Source organism: Mycobacterium aquaticum, assembly GCF_002086485.1.
Classification (GTDB): Bacteria; Actinomycetota; Actinomycetes; order Mycobacteriales; family Mycobacteriaceae; genus Mycobacterium; species Mycobacterium aquaticum.
Map to the genome: position 1 here is coordinate 49,126 of NZ_MVHF01000028.1, position 22,039 is coordinate 71,164.

At 67.5% G+C, this 22,039-nt stretch carries 19 protein-coding genes; 9 read left to right on the forward strand and 10 right to left on the reverse strand.

From position 1 onward, the window contains the following. Positions 1-36: 36 nt before the first annotated feature. The gene (locus BST13_RS23970; RefSeq protein WP_083166495.1) at positions 37-1,371 is read right to left on the reverse strand and encodes an MFS transporter; all 1,335 of its coding nucleotides are present in this window, start codon (positions 1,369-1,371) and stop codon (positions 37-39) included. A 105-nt stretch (positions 1,372-1,476) separates the two neighbouring features. On the opposite strand from BST13_RS23970, the gene BST13_RS23975 reads away from it, so the two are divergent. Then, complete coding sequence (locus BST13_RS23975) at positions 1,477-1,896, forward strand: PaaI family thioesterase (RefSeq protein WP_083166548.1); 420 nt, start codon at positions 1,477-1,479, stop codon at positions 1,894-1,896. Positions 1,897-1,980: 84 nt separating this feature from the next. Here the strand turns inward: BST13_RS23975 and BST13_RS23980 are convergent, their stop codons facing one another. The 6 genes from BST13_RS23980 to BST13_RS24005 all read right to left on the reverse strand — a co-directional run bounded on the left by BST13_RS23980 (position 1,981) and on the right by BST13_RS24005 (position 10,063). After that, positions 1,981-2,472, reverse strand: coding sequence for a beta-class carbonic anhydrase (locus BST13_RS23980; RefSeq protein ID WP_083166496.1), 492 nt, complete (start codon positions 2,470-2,472; stop codon positions 1,981-1,983). Between the two features lie 132 nt (positions 2,473-2,604). Further along, a complete protein-coding gene (locus tag BST13_RS23985) occupies positions 2,605-4,509 on the reverse strand; it encodes an ArnT family glycosyltransferase (protein ID WP_083166497.1) in 1,905 nt (634 codons plus the stop codon). Between the two features lie 28 nt (positions 4,510-4,537). Continuing rightward, positions 4,538-5,821 (reverse strand): bifunctional glycosyltransferase family 2/GtrA family protein, encoded by a 1,284-nt coding sequence (locus tag BST13_RS23990; protein ID WP_083166498.1) that lies wholly within the window; start codon positions 5,819-5,821, stop codon positions 4,538-4,540. Between the two features lie 55 nt (positions 5,822-5,876). Further along, positions 5,877-7,688 (reverse strand): ArnT family glycosyltransferase, encoded by a 1,812-nt coding sequence (locus tag BST13_RS23995; protein ID WP_095533683.1) that lies wholly within the window; start codon positions 7,686-7,688, stop codon positions 5,877-5,879. A gap of 61 nt (positions 7,689-7,749) precedes the next feature. Next, entirely contained in the window at positions 7,750-9,381 is a 1,632-nt protein-coding gene (locus BST13_RS24000; RefSeq protein WP_083166500.1) for a sensor histidine kinase, read from the reverse strand. Next, complete coding sequence (locus tag BST13_RS24005; RefSeq protein WP_083166549.1) at positions 9,359-10,063, reverse strand: response regulator transcription factor; 705 nt, start codon at positions 10,061-10,063, stop codon at positions 9,359-9,361. Before BST13_RS24005 ends, BST13_RS24000 begins: the two co-directional genes overlap by 23 nt. A gap of 178 nt (positions 10,064-10,241) precedes the next feature. On the opposite strand from BST13_RS24005, the gene BST13_RS24010 reads away from it, so the two are divergent. Beyond that, positions 10,242-10,673 (forward strand): hypothetical protein, encoded by a 432-nt coding sequence (locus tag BST13_RS24010; RefSeq protein ID WP_245839785.1) that lies wholly within the window; start codon positions 10,242-10,244, stop codon positions 10,671-10,673. On the opposite strand, the gene BST13_RS24015 is transcribed toward BST13_RS24010, so the two are convergent. Next, complete coding sequence (locus BST13_RS24015; protein WP_083166502.1) at positions 10,667-10,909, reverse strand: hypothetical protein; 243 nt, start codon at positions 10,907-10,909, stop codon at positions 10,667-10,669. The genes BST13_RS24010 and BST13_RS24015 overlap by 7 nt on opposite strands. A gap of 204 nt (positions 10,910-11,113) precedes the next feature. Here BST13_RS24015 and BST13_RS24020 point away from each other — a divergent pair, with 204 nt between their 5' ends. From BST13_RS24020 to BST13_RS24035, 4 genes are read left to right on the forward strand one after another with little or no spacing between them, the layout of a single operon-like run. Beyond that, positions 11,114-12,091 (forward strand): ABC transporter permease, encoded by a 978-nt coding sequence (locus BST13_RS24020; RefSeq protein WP_064944818.1) that lies wholly within the window; start codon positions 11,114-11,116, stop codon positions 12,089-12,091. Further along, positions 12,088-13,011, forward strand: a complete 924-nt coding sequence (locus BST13_RS24025; protein WP_083166503.1) for an ABC transporter permease — start codon at positions 12,088-12,090, stop codon at positions 13,009-13,011. The genes BST13_RS24020 and BST13_RS24025 overlap by 4 nt, the downstream gene beginning before the upstream one ends. Then, a complete protein-coding gene (locus BST13_RS24030; RefSeq protein ID WP_083166504.1) occupies positions 13,008-14,846 on the forward strand; it encodes a dipeptide ABC transporter ATP-binding protein in 1,839 nt (612 codons plus the stop codon). Before BST13_RS24025 ends, BST13_RS24030 begins: the two co-directional genes overlap by 4 nt. Beyond that, positions 14,843-16,519: an ABC transporter family substrate-binding protein gene (locus BST13_RS24035; protein ID WP_083166505.1), complete on the forward strand. Its 1,677-nt coding sequence runs from the start codon at positions 14,843-14,845 to the stop codon at positions 16,517-16,519. The genes BST13_RS24030 and BST13_RS24035 overlap by 4 nt, the downstream gene beginning before the upstream one ends. Here the strand turns inward: BST13_RS24035 and BST13_RS24040 are convergent. Further along, on the reverse strand, positions 16,509-17,747 hold the full coding sequence (locus BST13_RS24040) for an alpha/beta hydrolase (RefSeq protein WP_083166550.1): 1,239 nt from the start codon (positions 17,745-17,747) through the stop codon (positions 16,509-16,511). The two genes, BST13_RS24035 and BST13_RS24040, sit on opposite strands and share 11 nt — an antisense overlap. Positions 17,748-17,826: 79 nt before the next feature. On the opposite strand from BST13_RS24040, the gene BST13_RS24045 reads away from it, so the two are divergent. Beyond that, a complete protein-coding gene (locus BST13_RS24045) occupies positions 17,827-19,041 on the forward strand; it encodes an acyl-CoA dehydrogenase family protein (protein WP_083166506.1) in 1,215 nt (404 codons plus the stop codon). 32 nt (positions 19,042-19,073) lie between these two features. Here the strand turns inward: BST13_RS24045 and BST13_RS24050 are convergent, their stop codons facing one another. Then, positions 19,074-19,721, reverse strand: coding sequence for a TetR/AcrR family transcriptional regulator (locus tag BST13_RS24050; protein ID WP_083166507.1), 648 nt, complete (start codon positions 19,719-19,721; stop codon positions 19,074-19,076). A 105-nt stretch (positions 19,722-19,826) separates the two neighbouring features. Between BST13_RS24050 and BST13_RS24055 the strand changes: the two genes are divergently transcribed. Together BST13_RS24055 and BST13_RS24060 are read left to right on the forward strand one after the other, a co-directional pair. Next, a complete protein-coding gene (locus tag BST13_RS24055; RefSeq protein ID WP_083166508.1) occupies positions 19,827-21,278 on the forward strand; it encodes a purine-cytosine permease family protein in 1,452 nt (483 codons plus the stop codon). Next, positions 21,191-22,036 (forward strand): MBL fold metallo-hydrolase, encoded by an 846-nt coding sequence (locus BST13_RS24060; protein ID WP_083166551.1) that lies wholly within the window; start codon positions 21,191-21,193, stop codon positions 22,034-22,036. The genes BST13_RS24055 and BST13_RS24060 overlap by 88 nt, the downstream gene beginning before the upstream one ends. Positions 22,037-22,039 lie beyond the last annotated feature (3 nt).

Here is a 22,039-nt window from a genome sequence, read left to right on the forward strand (position 1 = left end):
CTATCGGGATGCGGTGTGAGTGTCAACGCTCACCGGTCAGCCGTCATGCCCGCTGACATGCGCCCCGGCCGCACGCGGCAGCCGCAGCGACTCGATGATCGTCAGCGCCAGCAACGCGCCGAGCACCAGGTAGGTCCACGCGTAGGAAGCCAGCTGGCTCAACAGCAGCGCGGCGACCGCGACGCCGAGGCCGGCCGCCAGCTCCTGAACCGACGCGTTCAGAGTGTTGGCGTGCGTCAGCCGATCGCCCTCGACGTCGGAAAACGCCAGGCTGTTGTAGGCAGTGAAGCCGATAGAGCGCAGCGCCCCGCTGACATAGAGGATCGCGGCCATCGCCACGATGGGCAGCCCCGGCCGCAGCAGCGCCAACAGGCCGAACCAGCCGACCGACAGCACACCGTTGACGAGCAACACCGTGCGGATGCCGAACCGGCGCATCAGCGGCGTGGTGATCGGTTTGATGGTCAGATTGCCCGCGAACAGGGCGGCCACCATCAAGCCGGCCGCGAACGGCGTCCACCCGAACACCAGCTGGTACTGCAGCGGCAGCAGGAACGGCACGGCGGTGATCACCATGCGGTACAGCGACCCGGCCGACACCGTGATGCGCAGCGTCGGCACCCGCAGGACCCGCAACTGCACGAGCGGTGACGACGCCCGCAGCAGATGCCACACCGCACCCCCGAGCAGGACGACGGCCGCGACGGCACACCCGACAACCAGGCCCCAGTCTGTGCCCGAGACCCGGACGTGTTCCAGCGCGATCAGGGCCGCGGCGATGCCCGCCCCCAGCGCGAGCAGGCCGGGCCAGTCCAGGGTCCGCGGCGACGGTGTCGGTGCGCCCCGGATCAGCTTGAGCGCCAGCACGAATCCGACGATCCCGATGGGCACGTTGACGGCGAAGATCCACCGCCAACTGCCCAGGGTCGCGATACCACCGCCGAGCACGGGCGCCAGGACAGGCGCGGCCAGTGCCGGCCAGGTGAGCAGCGCGATGGCCCGGACCAGATCGGACTTGTCGCTGTAGCGCAGTACCGCGAGCCGGCCGATGGGCACCATCATCGCGCCGCCGACGCCCTGCAGCACCCGCATGCCGACCAGCATGGGCAGTGAGACGCTCACGGCACAGCCGATCGATGCCAGCGTGAAAACCGCGATGGCGGCGATGAACACGGGCCGGATGCCGAACCGGTCGGCCAGCCAGCCGCTCGCCGGGATCAGCACGGCCACCGTCACCAGGTAGGCCGAGATCGCGACGCTCACATCGACGGCGTCGACATGCAGCGACGACGCGATCAGCGGGATGGCCGGCGTGATGATCGTGGCGTCGAGAATCTCCATGAAGAACGCGCCGGCCACGAGCAGGGCCATGCTCCGTGGGAACGGTTGGGGCTCTGGTGTCGACACCGGTGCAAATCTAGTGCCATTACTTGGCAGGTAATTGAACCGATGACCGGCGGTGCGCAGACTACGGGCATGGGCACCCAGACCGGACCGGAAGTCATGGCGCAGTTCATCCCCCAGTCCCCGTTCGTGGCGAAGCTCGGCATCGTCGCCGAATCGCTCGACGCACCCGACGGTGTCGTGCGGCTCCGCCTGCCGTGGGATCCGGGCAATGTCACGCTCGGCGACATGGTGCACGGCGGCGCCATCGCAGCGCTGGCCGATGTGACCGTGATGGCCGCTGCCTGGGCTCGCGCCGACGTCCCCGATTCCCTGCGTGGTGTGACGGTCTCGATGGCCCTGCAATACCTGGCCCCAGCCCGCGCGACCGACCTGATCGGCGTGGGCCGGGCACTGCGGCAGGGAAAAGCCTTGGTGCACTGTGAGGTCGACGTCATCACCCCCGCCGGCGACGCCGTGGCCAAGGCGATCGCCACGTACAAGGTCGGTTAGTGCATCACCGCTCGCGAGTGTGCGTCCTCTGCGAAATTTTCGCGGAATTACCGCAGAGGATGCACACTCGCGGTTGGCGACGGGTCAGCGCGTCACCTCGTCTAGCTTGCCGGTGGCGACGTCGAAGATGAAGCCGCGCAACGATTCGTGCTTGGTGACGAAGGGATTGGCTTCGATGCGCCGCAGCGACTGCCGAACGTCCTCTTCCAGATCACCGAAGGACTCCGCGGCCCACTCGGGCTTGATGCCGGTCTCGTCCTGGATGCTTCGCTTGAACTCGTCGTCGGTGAAAGTCAGCATGCCGCAATCGGTGTGGTGGATGAGGATGATCTCTTTGGTGCCCAGCAAGCGTTGACTGATGGCCAGTGACCGGATCTCGTCGTCGGTGATGACACCGCCTGCATTGCGGATGACGTGCGCCTCGCCGTCGCCCAGACCGAGGATGCGGTAGACGTCCAAGCGGGCATCCATGCAGGCCACCACCGCGACGTGCTTGCTCGGCGGCAACGGCAGCGGGCCCGTGAAGGTCTTGGCGTACTCCGCGTTGTTGGCCAGGTACTCGTCGGTGACGGACATGCGCCGGAACCTAGTCGCTTCGCCGGCCGTGGTCACCGGTCAGAATCGGCGTGACTTTTTACGGCGAGAAGACACGCGGGTACCCGAACACCGGCGTGTCGAGTACCTGCGTGTCTGCTCGCGGGAAACCGGCTAGTGGGGGTGCTGGAGGTCGTAGACGGTGATGCCGCCGATCTCCTGCGGGGTGAAGTGCGCCTTGACCCAGTTGGTGATGTCCCCGGCACTGCCGTGCGGGTCGTGCGGTGGGCCGCCGTGGTCACCGGCGGGCCGGTCGAAGAAGTACCGCACATCGCCGTTGGCGACGTACTGCTGGAACTGGGCCAAGGTGGGCGAGTTGTCGCCGCCGGTGAATCCGCCGATCGCCATCAACGAGGCACCGGTCTTGAGCTCCAGGTCGCTGACCATCATCGAGCCGACACTTGCTGCGGCCCAACGATTGTTGAGTCCGGTCATGAGTTCGCCGAGTGCCACGTCGTCGGCCTTGCCGAAGCCTCCCGGACCGCCGGGGCCGCCCGGACCGCCCGGCCCGCCGAATCCCATGTCGTGCTTGGGACCTGCCGTCGGCATCGGCCCGCTGCTGTGACTGTTCACCACGGTCTCGATCGAGTAGGCCACAGTCGCACCGAGGCCGAACACCGTGGCCGCCAAGGCAACCACTGCCGTCGCCCGGCCCAACCGGTTGCCACCGACCGCGAGCACCACGGCGACCAGAACGGCGCCGATGGCGACGACCCAGCGCAACGCCGGCAACCAGTCCGGTGTGCGGTCGAGCAGCACGAAGGCCCAGATTCCGGTGGCCGCCAACATCGTTGCGAGCACAAGGCGTGGCAGCAACTGGGCGCGCAGCGGCCAGAGTGCCGCCACCGACATGCCCACCAGCGCGGCGATTGCCGGCGCCAATGCCACGGTGTAGTACGGGTGAATGGTGCCGTCCATGAAGCTGAAGACTGCACCGGTGACCAGCAGCCAGCCGCCCCACAGCAGGGCACCGGCGCGCAGCTTGTCGGTCCGCGCGGCGCGCAGGGTCAGCCACAGCAGGGCCACCAGGCCGATCAGTGCCGCAGGCAGCAACCAGGATGCCTCGGTGCCCATCGACTGCCCGAACATCCGGCCGATGCCGGCCTGCCCGCCGAAGAACAGGTTCGGCCCACCACCGCCGCCGGGGCCGTGTCCGAACCCGCCACCGGGCTGGTTCTGCCCGACGATACGGTCGATTCCGTTGTAGCCGAAGGCCAGTTGCAGCAAGCTGTTGTCGGTCGAGCCCGCGATGTAGGGCCGGGAATCCGCGGGCCACAGCGCCACCAGCGCGATGTACCAACCGGCGGACACGATCATCGCGGCCACTCCGACGGCCAACGCGCCGATGCGCTTCCACAGCGGGATGGGCGCGGCCACCAGGAATGCCAGGGCCAGCCCGGGCAGCGGCAGGAACGCCTGCAACATCTTGGTCAGGAACGCGAAGCCCACCACGACACCGGTCAGCGCGACCCAGCGGGTACCGCCGTTCTCGATCGCGCGCACCATGCAGTAGGCGGCCACCACGAGCAGCAGCACCAGCAGCGCGTCGGGGTTGTTGTATCGGAACATCGCCGTGGCCACCGGGGTCACCGCGAGCACCGCACCGGCGAGCAGCGCCGCACCGGGACCGCTGCTGCGGCGCACCGTCGCGTACAGCACCGCCACCGCAGCCACACCCATGAGCGCCTGCGGCAACAGCTGGGTGAACTCGTTGAAGCCGAAGAGCCTGCCGGACAAGCCCATTGCCCACATCGCGGCGGGGGGCTTGTCGACCGTGATGGCATTGCCAGGATCCAGCGACCCGAACAGCCAGGCCTTCCAGGACTGGGTTCCGGCCTGCGCGGCCGCGGCGTAGTAGCTGTTGGCCCACCCCGCAGAACCGAGTCCCCAGAGGTACAGCACCGCGGTCGCCGCGAGCAGCGCCCAGTACGAGGGCCGCACCCAGCGGGGTCGCACGGGTTCGGGGGTTTCGCCGGATACCGTCACGGCGTCCAATTGTGGATCAGAAACAGTCAGCATTATCTGTCGTCTTTCAGTCTGTAGGGGTTCAGCGTCGCGTCCGGGCCGGGTGGAACACCCAGCCGCGCAACAGCACGAAGCGGACAACCGTGGCAATCAGATTCGCGGCGACCAGCACACCGAGCTCGACCGCGCGGTGCGGAACCGGGGTCAGCAGGTGCAGCAGGCCCAGTGAACCGCTGGTGATCGACAACGCGATACCGAACACGATGAGGCCCTCGAAGTGATGGCGCGTGACATTGCCTGCGCCCGCGATGCCGAAGGTGAACCTCCGGTTGGCCGCGGTGTTGCCGATCGCGGTCACCAGCAGCGCGACCAGGTTGGCCGCCTGTGCGCCCAGGCCGGATCGCAGCGCCATGAACAGCAGCAGGTAGGCCAGGGTGGACACCACGCCGATGGCACCGAAGCGCACCACCTGGCGCAGCAGCGAACTCGGCGGGCCCGCCTTGCGTGACGAACCGAGTTGGGCGGCAATGGTATTGACCGGGATCGAACCGTTGGCGAACCCGCGCAGCAGGCGGCCGATACCCTTGAGATCAGCGGTAGCGGTGGCGATGATGTCGACGCGGCTGTCCGGGTCGTCGACCCAGTCCACGGGCACCTCGTGGATTCGCAGGCCGCTGCGTTCGGCCAGCACCAGCAGTTCGGTGTCGAAGAACCAGCCGGTGTCCGCGACGTACGGCAACAGCTCGTGCGCCACGTCGGCACGGATGGCCTTGAATCCGCACTGCGCGTCGGAGAACCGGGCCGACAGCGTCGATTTCAGGATCAGGTTGTAGCAGCGCGAGATGAATTCGCGTTTGGCACCGCGGACCACCCGCGAACCGCGGCTCAACCGGGTGCCGATCGCCAGATCGGAGTGCCCGGAGATGAGCGGGGCGACCAGCGGGGCGAGTGCGGCCAGGTCGGTGGACAGATCGACGTCCATGTAGGCCAACACCGGGGCGTCCGAGGTGGACCACACAGCGTGCAGGGCACGGCCGCGGCCCTTCTGTTCGAGTCGCACGACGCGCACGTCGTCGAGTTCGGCGGCCAGTTCGGCGGCGATCCGCGGGGTGTCGTCGACGCTGGCGTTGTCGGCGATGGTGATGCGCGTCGGCAGCGCGAAGTTCTCCCGCAGGTAGCGGTGCAGCCGGCGCACCGAATGTGCCAGCGCTGCCTGCTCGTTGTACACCGGCACCACGACGTCGAGTACCGGGACGCCCGCGGCACGGGCGGCCACCGCGGCGTTGGGCCGCGACGCGAAATGGAACCGGCCCGGCTGAACGTCGTCGTCGAAGTCGAAGTCCGACCGCGTGGCGATTTCTGTCATGTCTTCAGACTTCTCCGGTGGTGTGTGTTCCCCGTTGGGCGAAGCTATGCGCCGGCTATGTGTTCTGGCCACGTTGCGTCAGGTCGTAGATGGTCACGTCGTCGACGGTGATCGGGGTGAAATGGTTCTCGACCCACTCGGCGATGCGGGAGGCCTCCTGGCTGCCGCTGGTCGTGCCGCCGCCGAAGCCACCCATGATCCGGCTCTGGATGAAGTAGTGGATGCGGTGTGCATCGACGTCGCCGATGAACTCGCCCAGGGTCGGTGCGGGATCAGTGCCGTTGAAGCCGCCGATGGCCATAACCGGTGCGCCCGTGGCCAATTGGTAGCCGGCGGCGTTGCTCGAGCCGACCACCGCCGCCGCCCACGTGTACGCCGCGGAATCGGCGGACAGCCGCGCCGTCAGCGCGGGGCCGGGCTCGGGTGCGCCGAACATGCCACCGAAGCCACCGAACGGGCCACCGCCGCGCGACGGTCCCACCGACGGGATGGCGCCGCTGTGCGGGTTGGCCGCGGTCGCGACGGCATACGCTGCGGGCCCGGCCAGACAGGACAACAGCGCCAGGGTCGCCACGGCGGGTACCACCCGGCGGTCCAGCCATCCGGTCACCAGCAGGAGCGCAGCAGAGCCCACTCCCCCGACGGCGACGGCGGCCCGCAGCCACGGCATCGGATCGCCTTGGCGGGCAAGCAACACCGCGGCCAGGACCGCCGTGACGAGCACCGCGCCCGACATCGCGGTAGCAGCCCGGATGTCGTTGCGCCGCTGCCACAACAGTGGCGCGCCGATACCGACCAGGGCAGCCACCGCGGGAGCCAGCGCCACGGTGTAGTACGGGTGCACGATGCCGTTCATGAAGCTGAACACCACCGCGGTGACCAGCAGCCAGCCACCCCACAGCAGCAGCGCCGCCCGGGTCCGGTCGGTACGGGGCGCGCGCCGCGTGAGGATCAGCCCGGCGACCAGGCAGACCAACGCGGCAGGTAACAGCCACGCGATGTCGGCGCCCATCTGGGAGCCGAACAGCCGCCCGGCGCCCGCGTCGAAGTTCATGTTGCCGAGGCCACCGGTCTCGTCGCCGGTGAGCCTGCCGAAACCGTTGTAGCCCAGCACGAGTTCGACGATGCTGTCATGCTGGGATCCGCCGATGTAGGGCCGTGACGACGTCGGCCACAGTTCGACCAGCAGCAGGTACCAGCCGCCGCTGACCACCATGGCTGCACTGGCGGCCAGCAGATCACCGAGTCGTGCCCGCAACGGACGGTCGCCCGCGGTCAGTGCGGCAGCGGCCAGGCCGGGCAAAACCAGAAACGCCTGCAGCATCTTGGCCAGGAAGCCGAAGCCCACGGCGGCGCCCGCTGCGACGAACCACCACCGGCTGGCGTCTTTCTCGATCCCGCGCTGTACGCAGTAGGCGGCCACCACCAGCAGCAGCACCAGCAGCGCGTCGGGATTGTTGAAGCGGAAGATCAACGCTGCCACGGGTGTCAGCGCCAGCACCGTGCCGGCCAGCAGCGCTGCGGTAGGGCCTGCGGCCCGGCGCACCGCGGCGTAGAGCACCGCGACGGCGGCGACGCCCTCCAGCGCCTGCGGCACCAGGACGCTCCACGAGTTGAGCCCGAACAGCCGCACCGAGAGGTCGACGAGCCACAGGGCGGCCGGGGTCTTGTCGACGGTGATGGCGTTCGCCGCGTCACTGGAACCGAACAGCATCGCGGTCCAGTTGCTGCCTCCGGCCTGCGCGGCGGCGGAGTAGAACGCGTTGGCCCAGCCACTGATCGACAGATTCCACAAGTACAGCACCGCGGTCGCAGCCAGCAGGCCCGCCACGGCCAGGCGTTCACGCCCGGTCAGGCGCAGCGTCATGGGCTGTTCCTGTGCCCCAACCTCTTTTACGACAGGGTCGACAGCAACCAGGCTCACACTCTCATCGTTGCGACGGCAACTTGGTGTCGGATTGGTCGGACCTGTGCGTAGCCTGTGAGGGCGCAACACCGGGAAGACGCACAGTGAACGCCGTCGCACCTGGGGCGCTGCGCACAGCGATGGTGCCGCCGTGAGCCTTGACGACGGCCGCGACGATCGCCAGTCCGAGCCCGGTGCTGCCCTCCCGGCGCGACCGCGACGAGTCCCCGCGAGCGAACCGTTCGAACACCTCGGGCTGCAGCGATTCCGGTATGCCCGGCCCGTCGTCGGCGACGGTGAGGGCGACCGAGCCGTCGTGATCGGGTTCCAGCGTCACGGTGACGGAGGTTCCCGGTGGGGTGTGGGTGCGTGCGTTGGCCAGCAGGTTGGCCAGCACCTGATGCAGTCGGGCCTCGTCGCCGTCCACCACCACCGGGTCGTCGGGCAGCTCCAGCGACCACTGATGTTGCGGCCCGGCGACGTGCGCGTCGCTGACAGTGTCGACCACCAACCGGGACAGGTCCACCGGTTCGCGCTCCAGCGGCCGCCCGGCGTCGAGGCGCGCCAGCAGCAGCATGTCCTCGACCAGCTGGGTCATGCGTGCGGTCTCGGATTCGACGCGGTTCATCGCGTGCGCGACATCGACGGGCAGGTCGTCGCGTTTGCGTTGCGCCAGTTCGGTGTAGCCCCTGATGGCAGCCAGCGGCGTCCGCAGTTCGTGGCTCGCGTCGGCGACGAATTGCCGCACCCGGGTCTCACTGGCGTGCCGCGCCGAAAGGGCGTTGGCGATGCGGTCCAGCATGCGGTTGAGCGACGTGCCCAGCTGCCCGACCTCGGTGTGCGCGCTGGCCGGGTCGACCTTGACGATCGGGGTGGGCAGCCGCACCTCGCCGCGGTCCAGCTCGAGGTCGGCCACCGCCCGCGCGGCAGCGGAAACCCTTGACAGAGGGGCCAATTGGCGGCGGATGATGAGGATGCCGCCGAGGGTCGCGGCGATCAGCGCGACGACGGCCAGCACGGCGAACATGCCGAGCACCCACAGCAGGGTGTCGTCCACCACTGCGGTCGGCAGCCCGGTCACGATGGTCTGCGGGCCGCCGTGCCGAGGGTGCAGGCCGATCACCCGGTACCGGCCGAGCCCGTCGACGTCGATGGTCCTCGGCGTGTGATCCGGCGGCACCTGCGCCAGCTGCTGGGCAGCGGCGGCGCTGACGAACACCCGATCACCGTCGGAGGTGATCACGCCCGCGTCGATCGGCCGCCCCGGGGAGACGACCGCGCCGACCGTGCGAGCGGCCTGGCCGGGCGCGTTGAGAAACCCTGGCCCCGGGCCACGTTCGGGATCGAACAGGATGTGGTGGCGTCCCGGAGGCGGATTCATGGGCCGCCCGTCCGGACCCAGCGGGGGCGGGAACATCAGTGGGGGCGGCGGCAATTCGAAGATAGCGGCCGACCGGCGCCCGGCCTCCATGACCTGGTCGTCGAGCTGGTTCATCAGGAACCGTTGCAGCGCAAACTCGGTCGCGACACCGATGCTCACGCACACCACGGCCAGCAGCGCCACCTGGGTCAGCACCAGCCGCCGGCGCAGCGACCACGTGCGTGGCTGCCACCACCTGGTTCCGGGCACCTCAGCGCGGGGGCCGGAGGACATAACCCGCGCCACGCAACGTGTGGATCATCGGTTCACGGCCACTGTCGATCTTCTTGCGCAGATACGACACGTACAACTCGACGATGTTGGAGCGGCCGCCGAAGTCGTAGCTCCACACCCGGTCGAGGATCTGCGCCTTGCTCAGCACGCGCTTGGCATTGCGCATCATGAAGCGCAGCAGTTCGAATTCGGTCGCGGTCAGCGTGATGGGGTCACCCGCGCGGGTCACCTCGTGGCTGTCCTCGTCGAGAACCAGATCGCCGACGATGATCTTCGCGCCGCCGTCCTCACTGGTCACGCCGGTGCGCCGAAGCAGGGCGCGCAATCGCAGCACGACCTCTTCGAGACTGAAGGGTTTGGTGACGTAGTCGTCACCGCCGGCGGTCAGGCCGGCTATCCGGTCCTCCACCGAATCCTTGGCGGTGAGCAGCAGCAGCGGCAGCCCCGGGATCTGCTCGCGCAGCTTCTGAAGTACTTCCAGACCGCTCATGTCGGGCAACATCACGTCGAGTACGACGACGTCGGGCGGGTTCTCGCGGGCTGTGGCGATGGCGGTCGCGCCATCACCGGCGGTGGCGATGTCCCAGCCCTCGTAGCGCAGCGCCATCGACACCAGTTCGGCCAGCACAGGTTCGTCGTCGACGACGAGCACCTGGATGGGGTTGCCGTCGGCGCGGCGCATCACGGCACGGGCGGGTTCGTTGTCGTTGACGGCTGCAGGCACACGCCCATTATTCGCCGACGCGATGGGGCCGGCCTATGCGTTGTCTATGCCCGAGCTGTGAGACTCGCGCTCATCTGTCGCTGAATTCATTCACAGCCAACGCACAGACGACGCCTGCACGGTAGGTGCCATGAGCATGAGGCGCACGGTTGCTGCGATCGGAGTCGCCGCGGCGATAGCCGGACTCGGCGGCGCCGCGGTGTACGCCGCGACCGATTCCCCGGGCATGAGTGACGGTGGTCCGCCCGGCCACCACGGCGACGGTCCGCCGCCGTGGGCCCAGCCCGGACGCGACAACGCCGACGCCGCAACGGTTCACAGCGAATCGGTCCGGCGCGACGGGCATGGTGGCTACACCACCGAACTCACCCAGGTGGGCGTGATCACGGCGCTGACCGCCAATTCAGTGACCGTCGCGAGCACCGACGGGTTCAGCCAGCTCTACGCGCTGCCGTCGACGCTCAAACCCACGTGGGCGGTCAACGACCGCGTGTTGGTGCGGGCCACACGCTCCGGCGCGACAGCCACCGTGAGCAGCATCGGAGAGGCGGGAACCGCCGGTCAGTGAGTGGTCGCGAAGCCGGCCGGCGGGTTGTAGCCCTTGATCCCGGGCACAGCCATCGACGTGGCGGGAGCGGTCGGCGGGGTGGTTTCGGTGACGGTCGCCCCGAGGTTCATGGTGCTGGTCGCGACAGCCGATGACGGCTCATGGCCGACGAGACCGAGCGCACCGAGCGCGACGACCGCGGCACCCCCGGCGATCGCAGCGACGAATTTCACGTTGTGAGCTTTCCGGATGGTCATGACATCGCCCCTAGATTGATCTCATTCAGTCAGCGTTGGCGAAATCGCCAGGTGGTCCCCAGTGAACCCGCCGCGACTATGAAGACGCTGAGGCTGCGCTGGAAATTCCCAACCAGGCGGTTATTTGGCGCGCCGATCGACAGCTTCAGGACGGTTACGCCCCGCCTCTTCTACTGTGTGTGCCATGCAGCAGGGACCAACCGGATGACGCGCTTCCTGGCGCGCCGGCTGCTCAACTACATCGTGCTGCTGGCGCTGGCGTCGTTTCTGACCTTCACGTTGACCTCGTACACCTTCGAGCCCCTCGACAGCCTGCTGCAGCGCAATCCGCGCCCGCCGCAGTCCACCATCGACGCCAAGGCCGCCGAACTCGGTCTCGACAAGCCCATCCCGATTCGGTACGCGCACTGGGCCGCAGGCGCCGTGCGTGGCGACTTCGGCACCACGGTGACCGGACAGCCCGTGTCCGACGAACTGTGGCGCCGCATCGGTGTGAGCCTGCGTCTATTGGTCATCGGATCGGTGCTGGGCACCGTCATCGGTGTCGTCGTCGGCGCGTGGGGCGCCATCCGGCAGTACCGGCTGTCGGACCGCGTCATCACATTGCTGTCGCTGCTGGTGATCAGCACCCCGACCTTCGTCATCGCCAACCTGCTGATCCTGGCCGCACTCGACGTGAATTCCATTCTGGGAGTGCGCCTTTTCGAATACACCGGGGAGACCTCGCCCGACGCCGTCGGCGGCGGCTGGAACCAGTTCGCCGACCGGTTGCAGCACCTCGCACTGCCGACCTTCACGCTGGCGCTGTCGGCCATCGCCGGTTACAGCCGCTACCAACGCAACGCGATGCTCGACGTGCTCGGGCAGGACTTCATCCGCACCGCACGGGCCAAAGGTCTGACGCGACGGCAGGCCCTGTTCAAGCACGGCCTGCGCACCGCGCTCATCCCCATGGCGACGCTGTTCGCCTACGGGGTGGCGGGCCTGGTCACCGGAGCGGTGTTCGTGGAGAAGATCTTCGGTTGGCACGGCATGGGCGAATGGGTGGTCCAGGGCATCGCCACCCAGGACACCAACATCATCGCCGCCATCACGGTGTTCACCGGCTCCGTCGTGCTGCTGGCCGGTCTGCTGTCCGACGTGATCTACGCGGCGCTGGACCCGAGAGTGCGAGTGACATGACCGATACCTCAGCCACCGCTGCGCGATCAGGGCTGCACACCGAGGAGTTCGCCACCCGGCGCACGCTCGTCTTCCGGCGGTTCATGCGCAACAAGCCCGCGGTGGCGGCGCTGGTCGTGCTGGCGGCGATGTTCGTCGGCTGCTACACCCTGCCCCCGCTGCTGCCGTACAACTACACCGACCTCGACTACTACGCGCTGCAGACACCACCGTCGACCACGCACTGGTTCGGCACCAACGCACTGGGGCAGGACCTGCTGGCCCAAACCCTGCGCGGCATGCAGAAATCCATGCTGATCGGCGTCTGCGTGGCGCTCATCTCGACGGTCATCGCCGCAACGGTCGGGTCGATCGCAGGGTATTTCGGCGGTTGGCGCGACCGGGCGCTGATGTGGGTGGTCGACGTGCTGCTCGTGGTACCCAGCTTCATCCTGATCGCCATCGTCACACCGCGACTGGGCCAGTCCGACCGCGTCTTCTGGCTGATCATGTTGTTCTCGCTGTTCAGCTGGATGATCAGCTCACGCATCGTGCGTGGCATGACCATGACCCTGCGGGAACGTGAATTCGTCGTCGCCGCACGGTATATGGGTGTCCGCAGTTGGCGGATCATCGTGCGCCACATCGTGCCGAACGTGGCCTCCCTGCTGATCATCGATGCCGCGCTCAACGTCGGCGTCGCGATCCTGGCAGAAACCGGTTTGAGCTTCCTGGGTTTCGGCATCCAGCCGCCCGACGTGTCGCTGGGAACGCTCATCGCCGACGGCACCAAATCGGCGACGACGTTTCCGTGGGTGTTCCTGTTCCCCGCCGGGGTCCTGGTGCTGATCATCCTGTGCGCCAACCTCGCCGGTGACGGCCTGCGCGACGCCCTCGACCCGGGCAGTGGCCAGCTGCGGCGGCGGAAGAAGCGCCGATGAGCCTGCTCGAGGTCACCGACCTGACAGTGACGTTCCCGACCGACGCCGACCCGGTGGCCGCCGTGCGCGGCGTGAGCTTCCACGTCGACGCCGGTGAGGTGCTGGCCCTCGTCGGCGAATCCGGCGCCGGGAAATCGGCCAGCGCCATGTCGGTGGTCGGCCTGCTGCCCGAGTTCGCCGAGGTCTCCGGGTCGGTGCGGCTGCGCGGCGAGGAGCTGCTGGGCCGCTCCGACGCGCAGATGTCGAAGATTCGCGGCAACACCATCGGCACCGTGTTCCAGGACCCGATGTCGGCGCTGACCCCGGTCTACACGGTCGGCGACCAGATCGCCGAGGCACTGCAGGTCCACAATCGCGAGCTGGGGCGGCGGGCCGCGCGAGCGCGGGCCGTCGAGCTGCTGGAGCTGGTCGGCATCGCGCAACCGGAGCGGCGGGCCCGCGCGTTCCCCCACGAACTGTCGGGCGGCGAACGCCAGCGGGTGGTGATCGCCATCGCCATCGCCAACGATCCCGACCTGCTGATCTGCGATGAGCCCACGACCGCGCTCGACGTGACCGTGCAGGCCCAGATTCTCGATGTGCTCAAGACCGCACGGGATGTCACCGGGGCGGGCGTGCTGATCATCACCCACGATCTGGGAGTGGTCGCCGAGTTCGCCGACCGGGCGCTGGTGATGTACGCCGGGCGCGCGGTGGAGGACGCGACCGTCGGCGAGCTGTACCGCAACGCCCGGATGCCCTACACGGTCGGTCTGCTCGGGTCAGTGCCCCGGCTGGACGCGGCCCAGGGCACGCGGCTGGTGCCCATCCCCGGTTCACCGCCGTCGTTGATGGTGACGCCGCAAGGTTGCCCGTTCGCGCCGCGGTGTCCACTGGCGATCGACGAATGCCGGTCCCCAGAGCCGGAATTGGTGCCGGTGACCGGCACCGCAAACCACAAGGCCGCGTGCATCCGCTCCGACGAGGTGCGCGGCCGCAGCGCCGCGGACATCTACCAGGTGCCGACCGCCCGCTCCGACGCACCGGCCGCCGACGCGCCGGTGGTCCTGCGCGTTCGCGACCTGGCCAAGACCTACAAGCTCACCAAGGGCGTGGTGTTCCGCCGTCAGGTCGGCGAGGTCCGCGCGGTCGACAATGTCAGCTTCGAGCTGCGCCAGGGCCGCACTCTGGGCATCGTCGGCGAATCCGGTTCCGGCAAATCCACCACGCTGCACCAGATCCTGAATCTCGCTGCCCCGCAAGCAGGTTCGATCGAGGTGCTGGGAACCGACGTGGCGGCGCTTGACCGCCACACCCGCCGCGCGGTGCGCACCGACCTGCAGGTGGTCTTCCAGGACCCGGTGGCCTCCCTCGATCCGCGCCTCCCGGTTTTCGATGTGTTGGCCGAGCCGTTGTCCGCCAACGGTTTCGACAAGACGCGCACCGACGAACGCGTGGCCGAGCTGCTGGAGATCGTCGGCCTGCGGCGCGCCGACGCCAGCCGGTATCCAGCGGAATTCTCGGGCGGGCAGAAGCAACGCATCGGCATCGCCCGGGCGCTGGCACTACAACCCAAGATCCTGGCCCTCGACGAACCGGTGTCGGCGCTGGATGTGTCGATCCAGGCAGGCATCATCAACTTGTTGCTCGATTTGCAGGACGAATTCGGCCTGTCCTACCTCTTCGTCTCCCACGACCTGTCAGTGGTCAAACACCTTGCGCACGACGTCGCCGTGATGTACAAGGGCGCGATCGTCGAACAGGGTTCCGGTGAAGAAGTTTTCGCCAATCCGCAGCACGAGTACACCCGTCGGCTGCTGTCGGCGGTCCCGCAACCTCTAGCATCGGCGGGGTGAACGGGAAGAACCTGCGTCGCCTCGCCATCGCCAGCCTCGCCACCGCACTCACGCTCACCGCGTGCTCAGGGGGTGATCGTCAGGTCCCGTCGGCCGGCGGCAATGCGGAGGTCGGGACCACCAGCGACATCAACCCGCAGGATGTGGCGAACCTCAAGCAGGGCGGCAATCTGCGGCTGGCGCTCACCGAGTTCCCGTCGAACTTCAACCCGCTGCACCTGGACGGCAACACCGGTGATGTCGGTTCGCTGTCCAAGCCGACGTTGCCCCGGGCCTTCACCATCGCCGCCGACGGCACCACGAAGGTCAACACCGACTACTTCACCAACGTCGAACTGACCTCCAAGAACCCGCAGGTGGTCACCTACACGATCAACCCGAAGGCGGTGTGGTCCGATGGCACGCCGATCACCTGGGAAGACATCAAGTCCCAGATCGACGCGACCAGCGGCAAGAACCCGGCATTCGTGATCGCCGCCCCCAACGGCAGCGAGCGCGTCGCCTCGGTCACCCGCGGGGTCGACGACCGTCAGGCCGTCATGACGTTCGCCGAGCCGTACGCGGACTGGCAGGGCATGTTCGCCGGGAACGGCCGGTTGCTGCCCAAGAGCATGACCGAGAACCCCGAGGTGTTCAACAAGGGCCAGCTCAACGGGCCCGGCCCCTCCGCGGGCCCGTTCATCGTGTCCAACCTCGACCGGGGTGCACAGCGAATCACCTTGACCCGCAACCCCAAGTGGTGGGGTACCCCGCCGCTGTTGGACAGCATGACGTATTCGGTGCTCGACGACGCGGCGCGCATCCCGGCGTTGCAGAACAACACCATCGACGCCACCGGAACGGCGTCGCTCGACGAGCTGACCATCGCGCGCAACACGCCGGGGATCTCGATCCGCCGCGCACCCAGCCCCAGCTGGTACCACTTCACGTTCAACGGCGCGCCCGGGTCCATCCTGGCCGACAAGGCGCTGCGGCAGGCGGTGGCCAAGGGCATCGACCGTCAGGCCATCGCCAACATCACCCAGCGCGGTCTCACCGACAATCCGGTGCCGCTGAACAATCACATCTATGTCGCCGGGCAGAAGGGCTACCAGGACAACAGCGCCGAGGTGGCCTTCGACCCGGAGAAGGCCAAGAGCGAACTGGACGCCCTCGGCTGGAAGCTCAACGGACAGTTCCGGGAGAAGGACGGAAAGCAGCTGGTGATCCGTGACGTCCTCTACGACGCGGGCAGTACCCGGCAGGTCGCGCAGATCGCACAGAACACCCTGGCCCAGATCGGCGTCAAGCTCGTCATCGACACCAAGCCGGGCACCGGGTTCTTCACCAACTTCATCAGCAAGGGCGACTTCGACATCGCGCAGTTCGCCTTCCTCGGCGATGCGTTCCCACTGGGGTCGCTCACCCAGATCTACACCCAGAACGGCGCGAGCAACTTCGGCAAGATCGGCAGCCCGGAGATCGACGCGAAGATCGAGGAGACGCTGCGCGAGCTCGATCCCGACAAGGCGCGTACGCTCGCCAACGAGCTCGACAAGATGCTGTTCGCCGAGGTGTTCAGCCTCCCGCTGTTCCAGTCGCCCGGAAACGTCGCGGTGCGCAGCAATCTGGCCAACTTCGGCGCCTTCGGACTCGCCGACGCCGACTACACCAAGATCGGCTTCACGAAGTAAGCGCTCGGTCCGGCAGCACCGATTCGCACGCGGCCGCCGCCGCGATCGCCGACATGGCCAGCCGCAGGCCGGTCCGGCCCGGCAAGGCGTCCAACTCTGGGGCGATCGCCGAAAGTTGTTCCGCAGCACCGTTGCGTACGGCGTCGATCACCGCCAGCGCGGCACGTTCGCGGCTGTCGAGCACGCTGTGCCCTGCGGTCGGCATCGATACCAGGACGGCGTCGGGCACCAGCGTGGCGACCCGTTCTGCGATCGCCGGTGGCGTGGTGAGATCACGGCCCCCGGAGATGACAACCGTGGGCCAACCGAACTTCGGCATCTCGGCCACCAGGTCGTACGGCTCGGCATCGAACGGCTCGTAGCGCCCCGGGTTCCCGCCGAGGTGGGGGTCCATCGCCGGGTCCAGCGGTAGGCCGTCGGGCACTCCCGCGTAGTTCAACTCGCGAAAAGCGATGCGGCCGACGAGGTCGGACTCGTTGCGGTACGGGACTTTTCGAGTCGCCATCCGGCCCAGTCGGCGCAGCGCCGACCACACCAGGGTGTGCCCGCCCAACAGCAGGTCGAGTTGGCGGTCCAGCAGCGCCGCACCCCCGTAGCCGTACAGGGTTCCGGCGACCTGACCACCCGCGGCACCGAACACCCCGGACTCGGCCAGCGTACGGACCTTGGACGCCAACCCCGATGTCTGCGGATCCGAGCCGTCCCACAAGAGGCTGCGGATGGCGGTACGCATGGCGTCGATGTCGCCGGTCGACAGCAGCGGCGAATCGAGGACCATCGCCTCGACGCGCTCGGGGTGGCGCACACCGACACCAGAGGCGAGATACGTGCCGTACGAGGTGCCGTAGAACGTCGCCGTGGACACCCCGGCGTCGTCGAGCACAGCCGCGAGGTCGTCGACGGCCTGGTCGATGGTGATGGCATCGGGCGGCAGGTCTGAACCGGAGTCGGTGTGCCGCGACATCCCGACGCCGCGATGCTCGACCATGATGACATCGACCCCGGCCGCCGCGGCGTGGCGCCGCAACCCGCGGTAGGACTGCACCGAAGCGACACCCGGGCCACCCGGGATGATCACCACGGGATGTGCGGACTTCCGGCCCGACCGGACGTAATAGAGGTTGAAGTGCTCAGCGCTACCCGGGGTGACCGGTCGTCGGACCGCACGGACGCCGGGTTGCGCGGCGAGCTTGTCATGCCTGCGCCGACGCTTCGGGTTCATCGTCATCGCGGTCCATTGTGCCGCGTTCGGTTCCGGCTGATCCAAAGCAGTGCCTGCGGCGCACGGGCGTCGGTACAAACGTGCCATGACGACCCTTGAGAACCCGACGCGCATCCTTCCCGGGACGCCTGAGTGGACCGAACTATTGGCCAAGGTTGCCGCAGGCGCCAAGGACCGAGACCTCAACGATGAAAACCCCTTCGATCAGGTGGCCGCGCTAAAACGAGCCGGCTTCGGCACGCTGCGCCTGCCCGAGTCACTCGGTGGCTCCGGATTGACAGTGCCCCAACTGTTCTCGGCAGTGATCGACGTGGCACAAGCCGATCCGATTGTGGCGCACATCTTCCGCACCCATTTCTGGTTCACCGAGGAGCGGCTGCGCACCGCCGATGACCCGGCCTCGCAGCGCTGGCTCGCCAAGGTGGCCGACGGCAAGATCTTCGGAAATGCGTTCAGCGAGAAGGGTTCCCTGGCCGTGGGCAGCCTGGTGTTCAACACCCGGCTGCTGCCCGGCCAGGACGGTGGCTACCTGCTCACCGGAGAGAAGTACTACAGCACCGGCACCCTGTTCTCCGACTACCTCACCGTCACCGCCACCACCGATCACGACTCGGTGGCCAACGTGGTGATCCCGGCCGACCGCGACGGGGTCCGCATCGTCGACGACTGGGACGGTTTCGGCCAGCGCCGCACCGGTACCGGCACCACGAGCTTCGACGACGTGGCCGTCGCCGCCGATGAGGTGCTCTCCGACACCCCGTACGACGCCGCGCCGGTGCCGACCGTGCAGTACGCGTCGCTGCAGCTGTTCATCCACGCGGTGGTGGCCGGGATCCTGGCCAACGTCGTCGACGACGGCGTGGCGCTCCTGCGGTCTCGCGAGCGCAACTTCAGCCACGCATTGACCGAGCAGCCGACCGAAGATCCGCTGCTGCAACGTCAGCTGGGGGTGCTGGCGAGCACCGCGTACGTGGCGCGGGCGGCGGTGCTGGACGCCGCGGCGGCGATCGGTGCGGCGACGGACTCCGAGGTCGACGGCGTGCCCGATGCGCGCCTCGCCGAGGAAGCCCAGCTCAAGGTCGCCAAGGTCAAAGTCCACCTCGACGACGTGGCGCCCGAGGCCGCCACCCGGCTGCTGGAACTCGGCGGCGCCTCCGCGGCAAGTCGGCAACGCAACCTGGACCGGCATTGGCGCAACATCCGCACCATCACGCTGCACAACCCGGTTGTGTACAAGGCCCGCGTGATCGGCCAGAACCTGCTGCACGGCACGCCGGTTCCGGCCAACGCCTACTTCTGACGGGAGGAGTGCCCGCGCGGGCGGCATGCCGTCTAGCCCAACGCGCGGGCGTCCAACCCCAGTTCCTGTTCTGTTGTGCGCAATAGCATTTCGGTGACGATCGGGTAGTTCACCAACGACGTCCCCGCCAGCGCCGTACGTACGGCGCTTTGACCGAACGTACCGTCGATCATGGCCAGGATGCGCATCGCCGCCGCGGCGCAATCGTCGGCGACGAATTCCCCGGCGGCCACTCCGCGGGTGAGCACGTCGGTCAGGTTCGCGATATCGGTCTCCATCTGACGGATGACCTCCTGCTGCAACGCCTGCCGGCGTCGGCATTCGCGCCAGGCATCGAGCCACAGCAGCGCCACGGAGTCGTGGTCGGCAGCGAGCGTGTCCTGCAAGAACATCCGCAGCTCGGTTGTGGGGCCGTCCGACTCGGCAGCCACCTTGGCCTTCAGCGCCTCGCGGCGGCGTTCGTTCACGGCCGCGAATGCGGCCGCGACGAGCTCGTCGACCGAGCGAAAATAGTGGTTGACCAAGCCCGGGTAGACACCCACGGCCTCGGCCACGCGTTTGGCGGTCACCTGAGCCAATCCGTCGTCTTGGGCGATCCGCCCGGCGGCTTCGGCAATCTCGCCTCGTCGCTTCTCCGGGGATTTACGGCGCGGACCTGACGCAGCCGCCCTGGAACTCATGGCCTGACGTTAACACCGCGAATCCGGTGACAACGCACCCTCGATCCCTTATTGTTCTTCACACCAATAATTATTGGTGCTGACACCAACAAGGAGGCTGCGAGGATGGCGGGCGATACGGACGAACGGGAGGTGGTCACCGACGAATTCGGCAGGGTGGAGACCCGCGGCATCGATTTCATTCCGGCTGAAGAACGCCATGGCAAGCCGCGTGACCTGTTCAAAGTGTGGGCCGCCTCCAACATCAACTACCTCTACATCGTTCTGGGCGGCCTGTTGACGGTATCGGGCCTCAACATCTGGCAGGCCACGCTGGTCGTGGTGGTGGGCAACCTGTTCTGGTTCGCAATCGGCGTGATGGCCACCAGCGGCCCGGTCGCAGGCGCACCGAGCAGCGTCATCATGCGAGCGATGTACGGGATCACTGGCAACAGGCTGAACCTCGGGATCTTCCAGTGGCCGGTATTCATCGCGTACGAAGCCATCAACCTATGTGTCGGCGCATTGGCCGGATATGCGGTCGTCGAAGCTGCCGGGGTGTCTCTGCCGGTACCGGTCCGGGTGGCCATTGTCGTGGTGATCGCCGCAGCCACACTGGTGATCAGTGTCTACGGCCACGCCACCATCATGCGCATGAGCGGCGTGTTCACGGTGATGCTCGCCGCGGTGATGCTCGTGTTGGGCATATTCGTCGTGGCCCACGCCGATTGGGCTTATCGACCCGACACAGCCCTCAGCTCGGGCCCGCTGTGGGCGACGATGGCCGCGGGAACCGCGATCATCGCCGCAGCACCACTGTCGTGGGGGGTAAGCCCGGATTACGCCCGGTACCTGCCCACCGAGACCTCGGCGCGGGCGGTAGCGATCTGGACGGCGCTGGGCGGATTCATCCCCTCCGTCACGCTGGGAGTGCTTGGCGTGCTGGCCGGAACAGTCATCGATATGGCCGATGCGCAAGGCAATCTCGCCAAGATCGTGCCGGCGTGGTTCTATCCGGTGTTTCTGCTGGTGATCGTCGTCGGTTCGATGGCCAACAACGTGCTGACCATGTATTCGTCCGGGCTGTACCTGCAAGCCGTGGGTATCGCGTTACGCCGTTCGATCACGGTGCTGTTCGACGGTCTGCTCGGAACAGCGCTCGCCTGCTACGCCTTGTTCGTCTCCGATTTCACCAGCGCGCTCAGCGGCATTCTCGAGTCGAGCATTCTGCTGGTGGGTCCGTCGGTTGCCATCTATGTCACCGATCAGTGGTTGCGGCACAACCGTTATGACGGCATTGCGCTCAACGATGTCAGCGCACACGGCGTCGCCTGGTACACCCGCGGGTTCAATATCGCAGGCATCGCAGCGTTTCTCGCGGGCGCGGCCGCAGCAGCCTTGTTCGTGCAGAACAGCGAATTCGCCGGGCCCCTCGCAGGCGCACTGGGTGGCGCTGACCTGTCCTGGCTGGTCGGCCCGCTGGTCTCCGCATGCGTCTACATCGTCGTCACGAGGCTCTGCTACCCCGCCCTGCCCACCGGGCAGGACCTGACAACACGCAAGACCTTCGTCCAGTGAGCCGGCAACTCCCCTTGGGCCGCTCATGGTTTCGCACCCGTGCGGTGAGTCCGACGCTCGATCGAATCGATGAGCCGCACGTTCACGACCTGCTCCGCGCCAACATCTGGCACATGCGCGGACGAGATCGCGATCTCGTCGTCGACACGGGTCTCGGTGTGGCGTCGCTCCGTGCCCACCTACCGCAGTTGTTCGCACGGGATCCCGTCGTGGTGTTGACCCACGCTCACCTCGACCATATGGGTGGCGCCCACGAATTCGATTGCTGCTGGGCATATCCCGGCGAACCGTTTCGCACACCTCCGCCGGGCAGTCTGTATCCGGAGCCCTTGGCGGACGAACTGGGAATCAGTGCTGCGGATTTCGGCATCGACGGCCCGATACTGCTGGATGCCCTACCGCGCTCGGACTACGCGCCCGGCGACTACCGCCTGCAGCCGGCACCGAAGATCGAATGGCTCAGTGAAGGTATGCGGATCGACCTCGGTGACCGTAGCTTCACGGCGCTGCACCTGCCCGGCCACACACCGGCCAGCGTCGGTCTGGTCGACGAAGTACACGGCACGCTGTTCTCGGGTGACGTCGTCTACGACGACATCCTCATCGACAACTGCGTCGGCTCGCACATCCCCGACTACCGCATCACCATGAACCGGCTGACCGAACTCGACGTCAGCGTCGTGCACCCCGGCCACGGGGACAGTTTCGACCGAGACCGGTTGTGCGACATAGCCAACGACTACCTGCGGCGCACGTGAGCA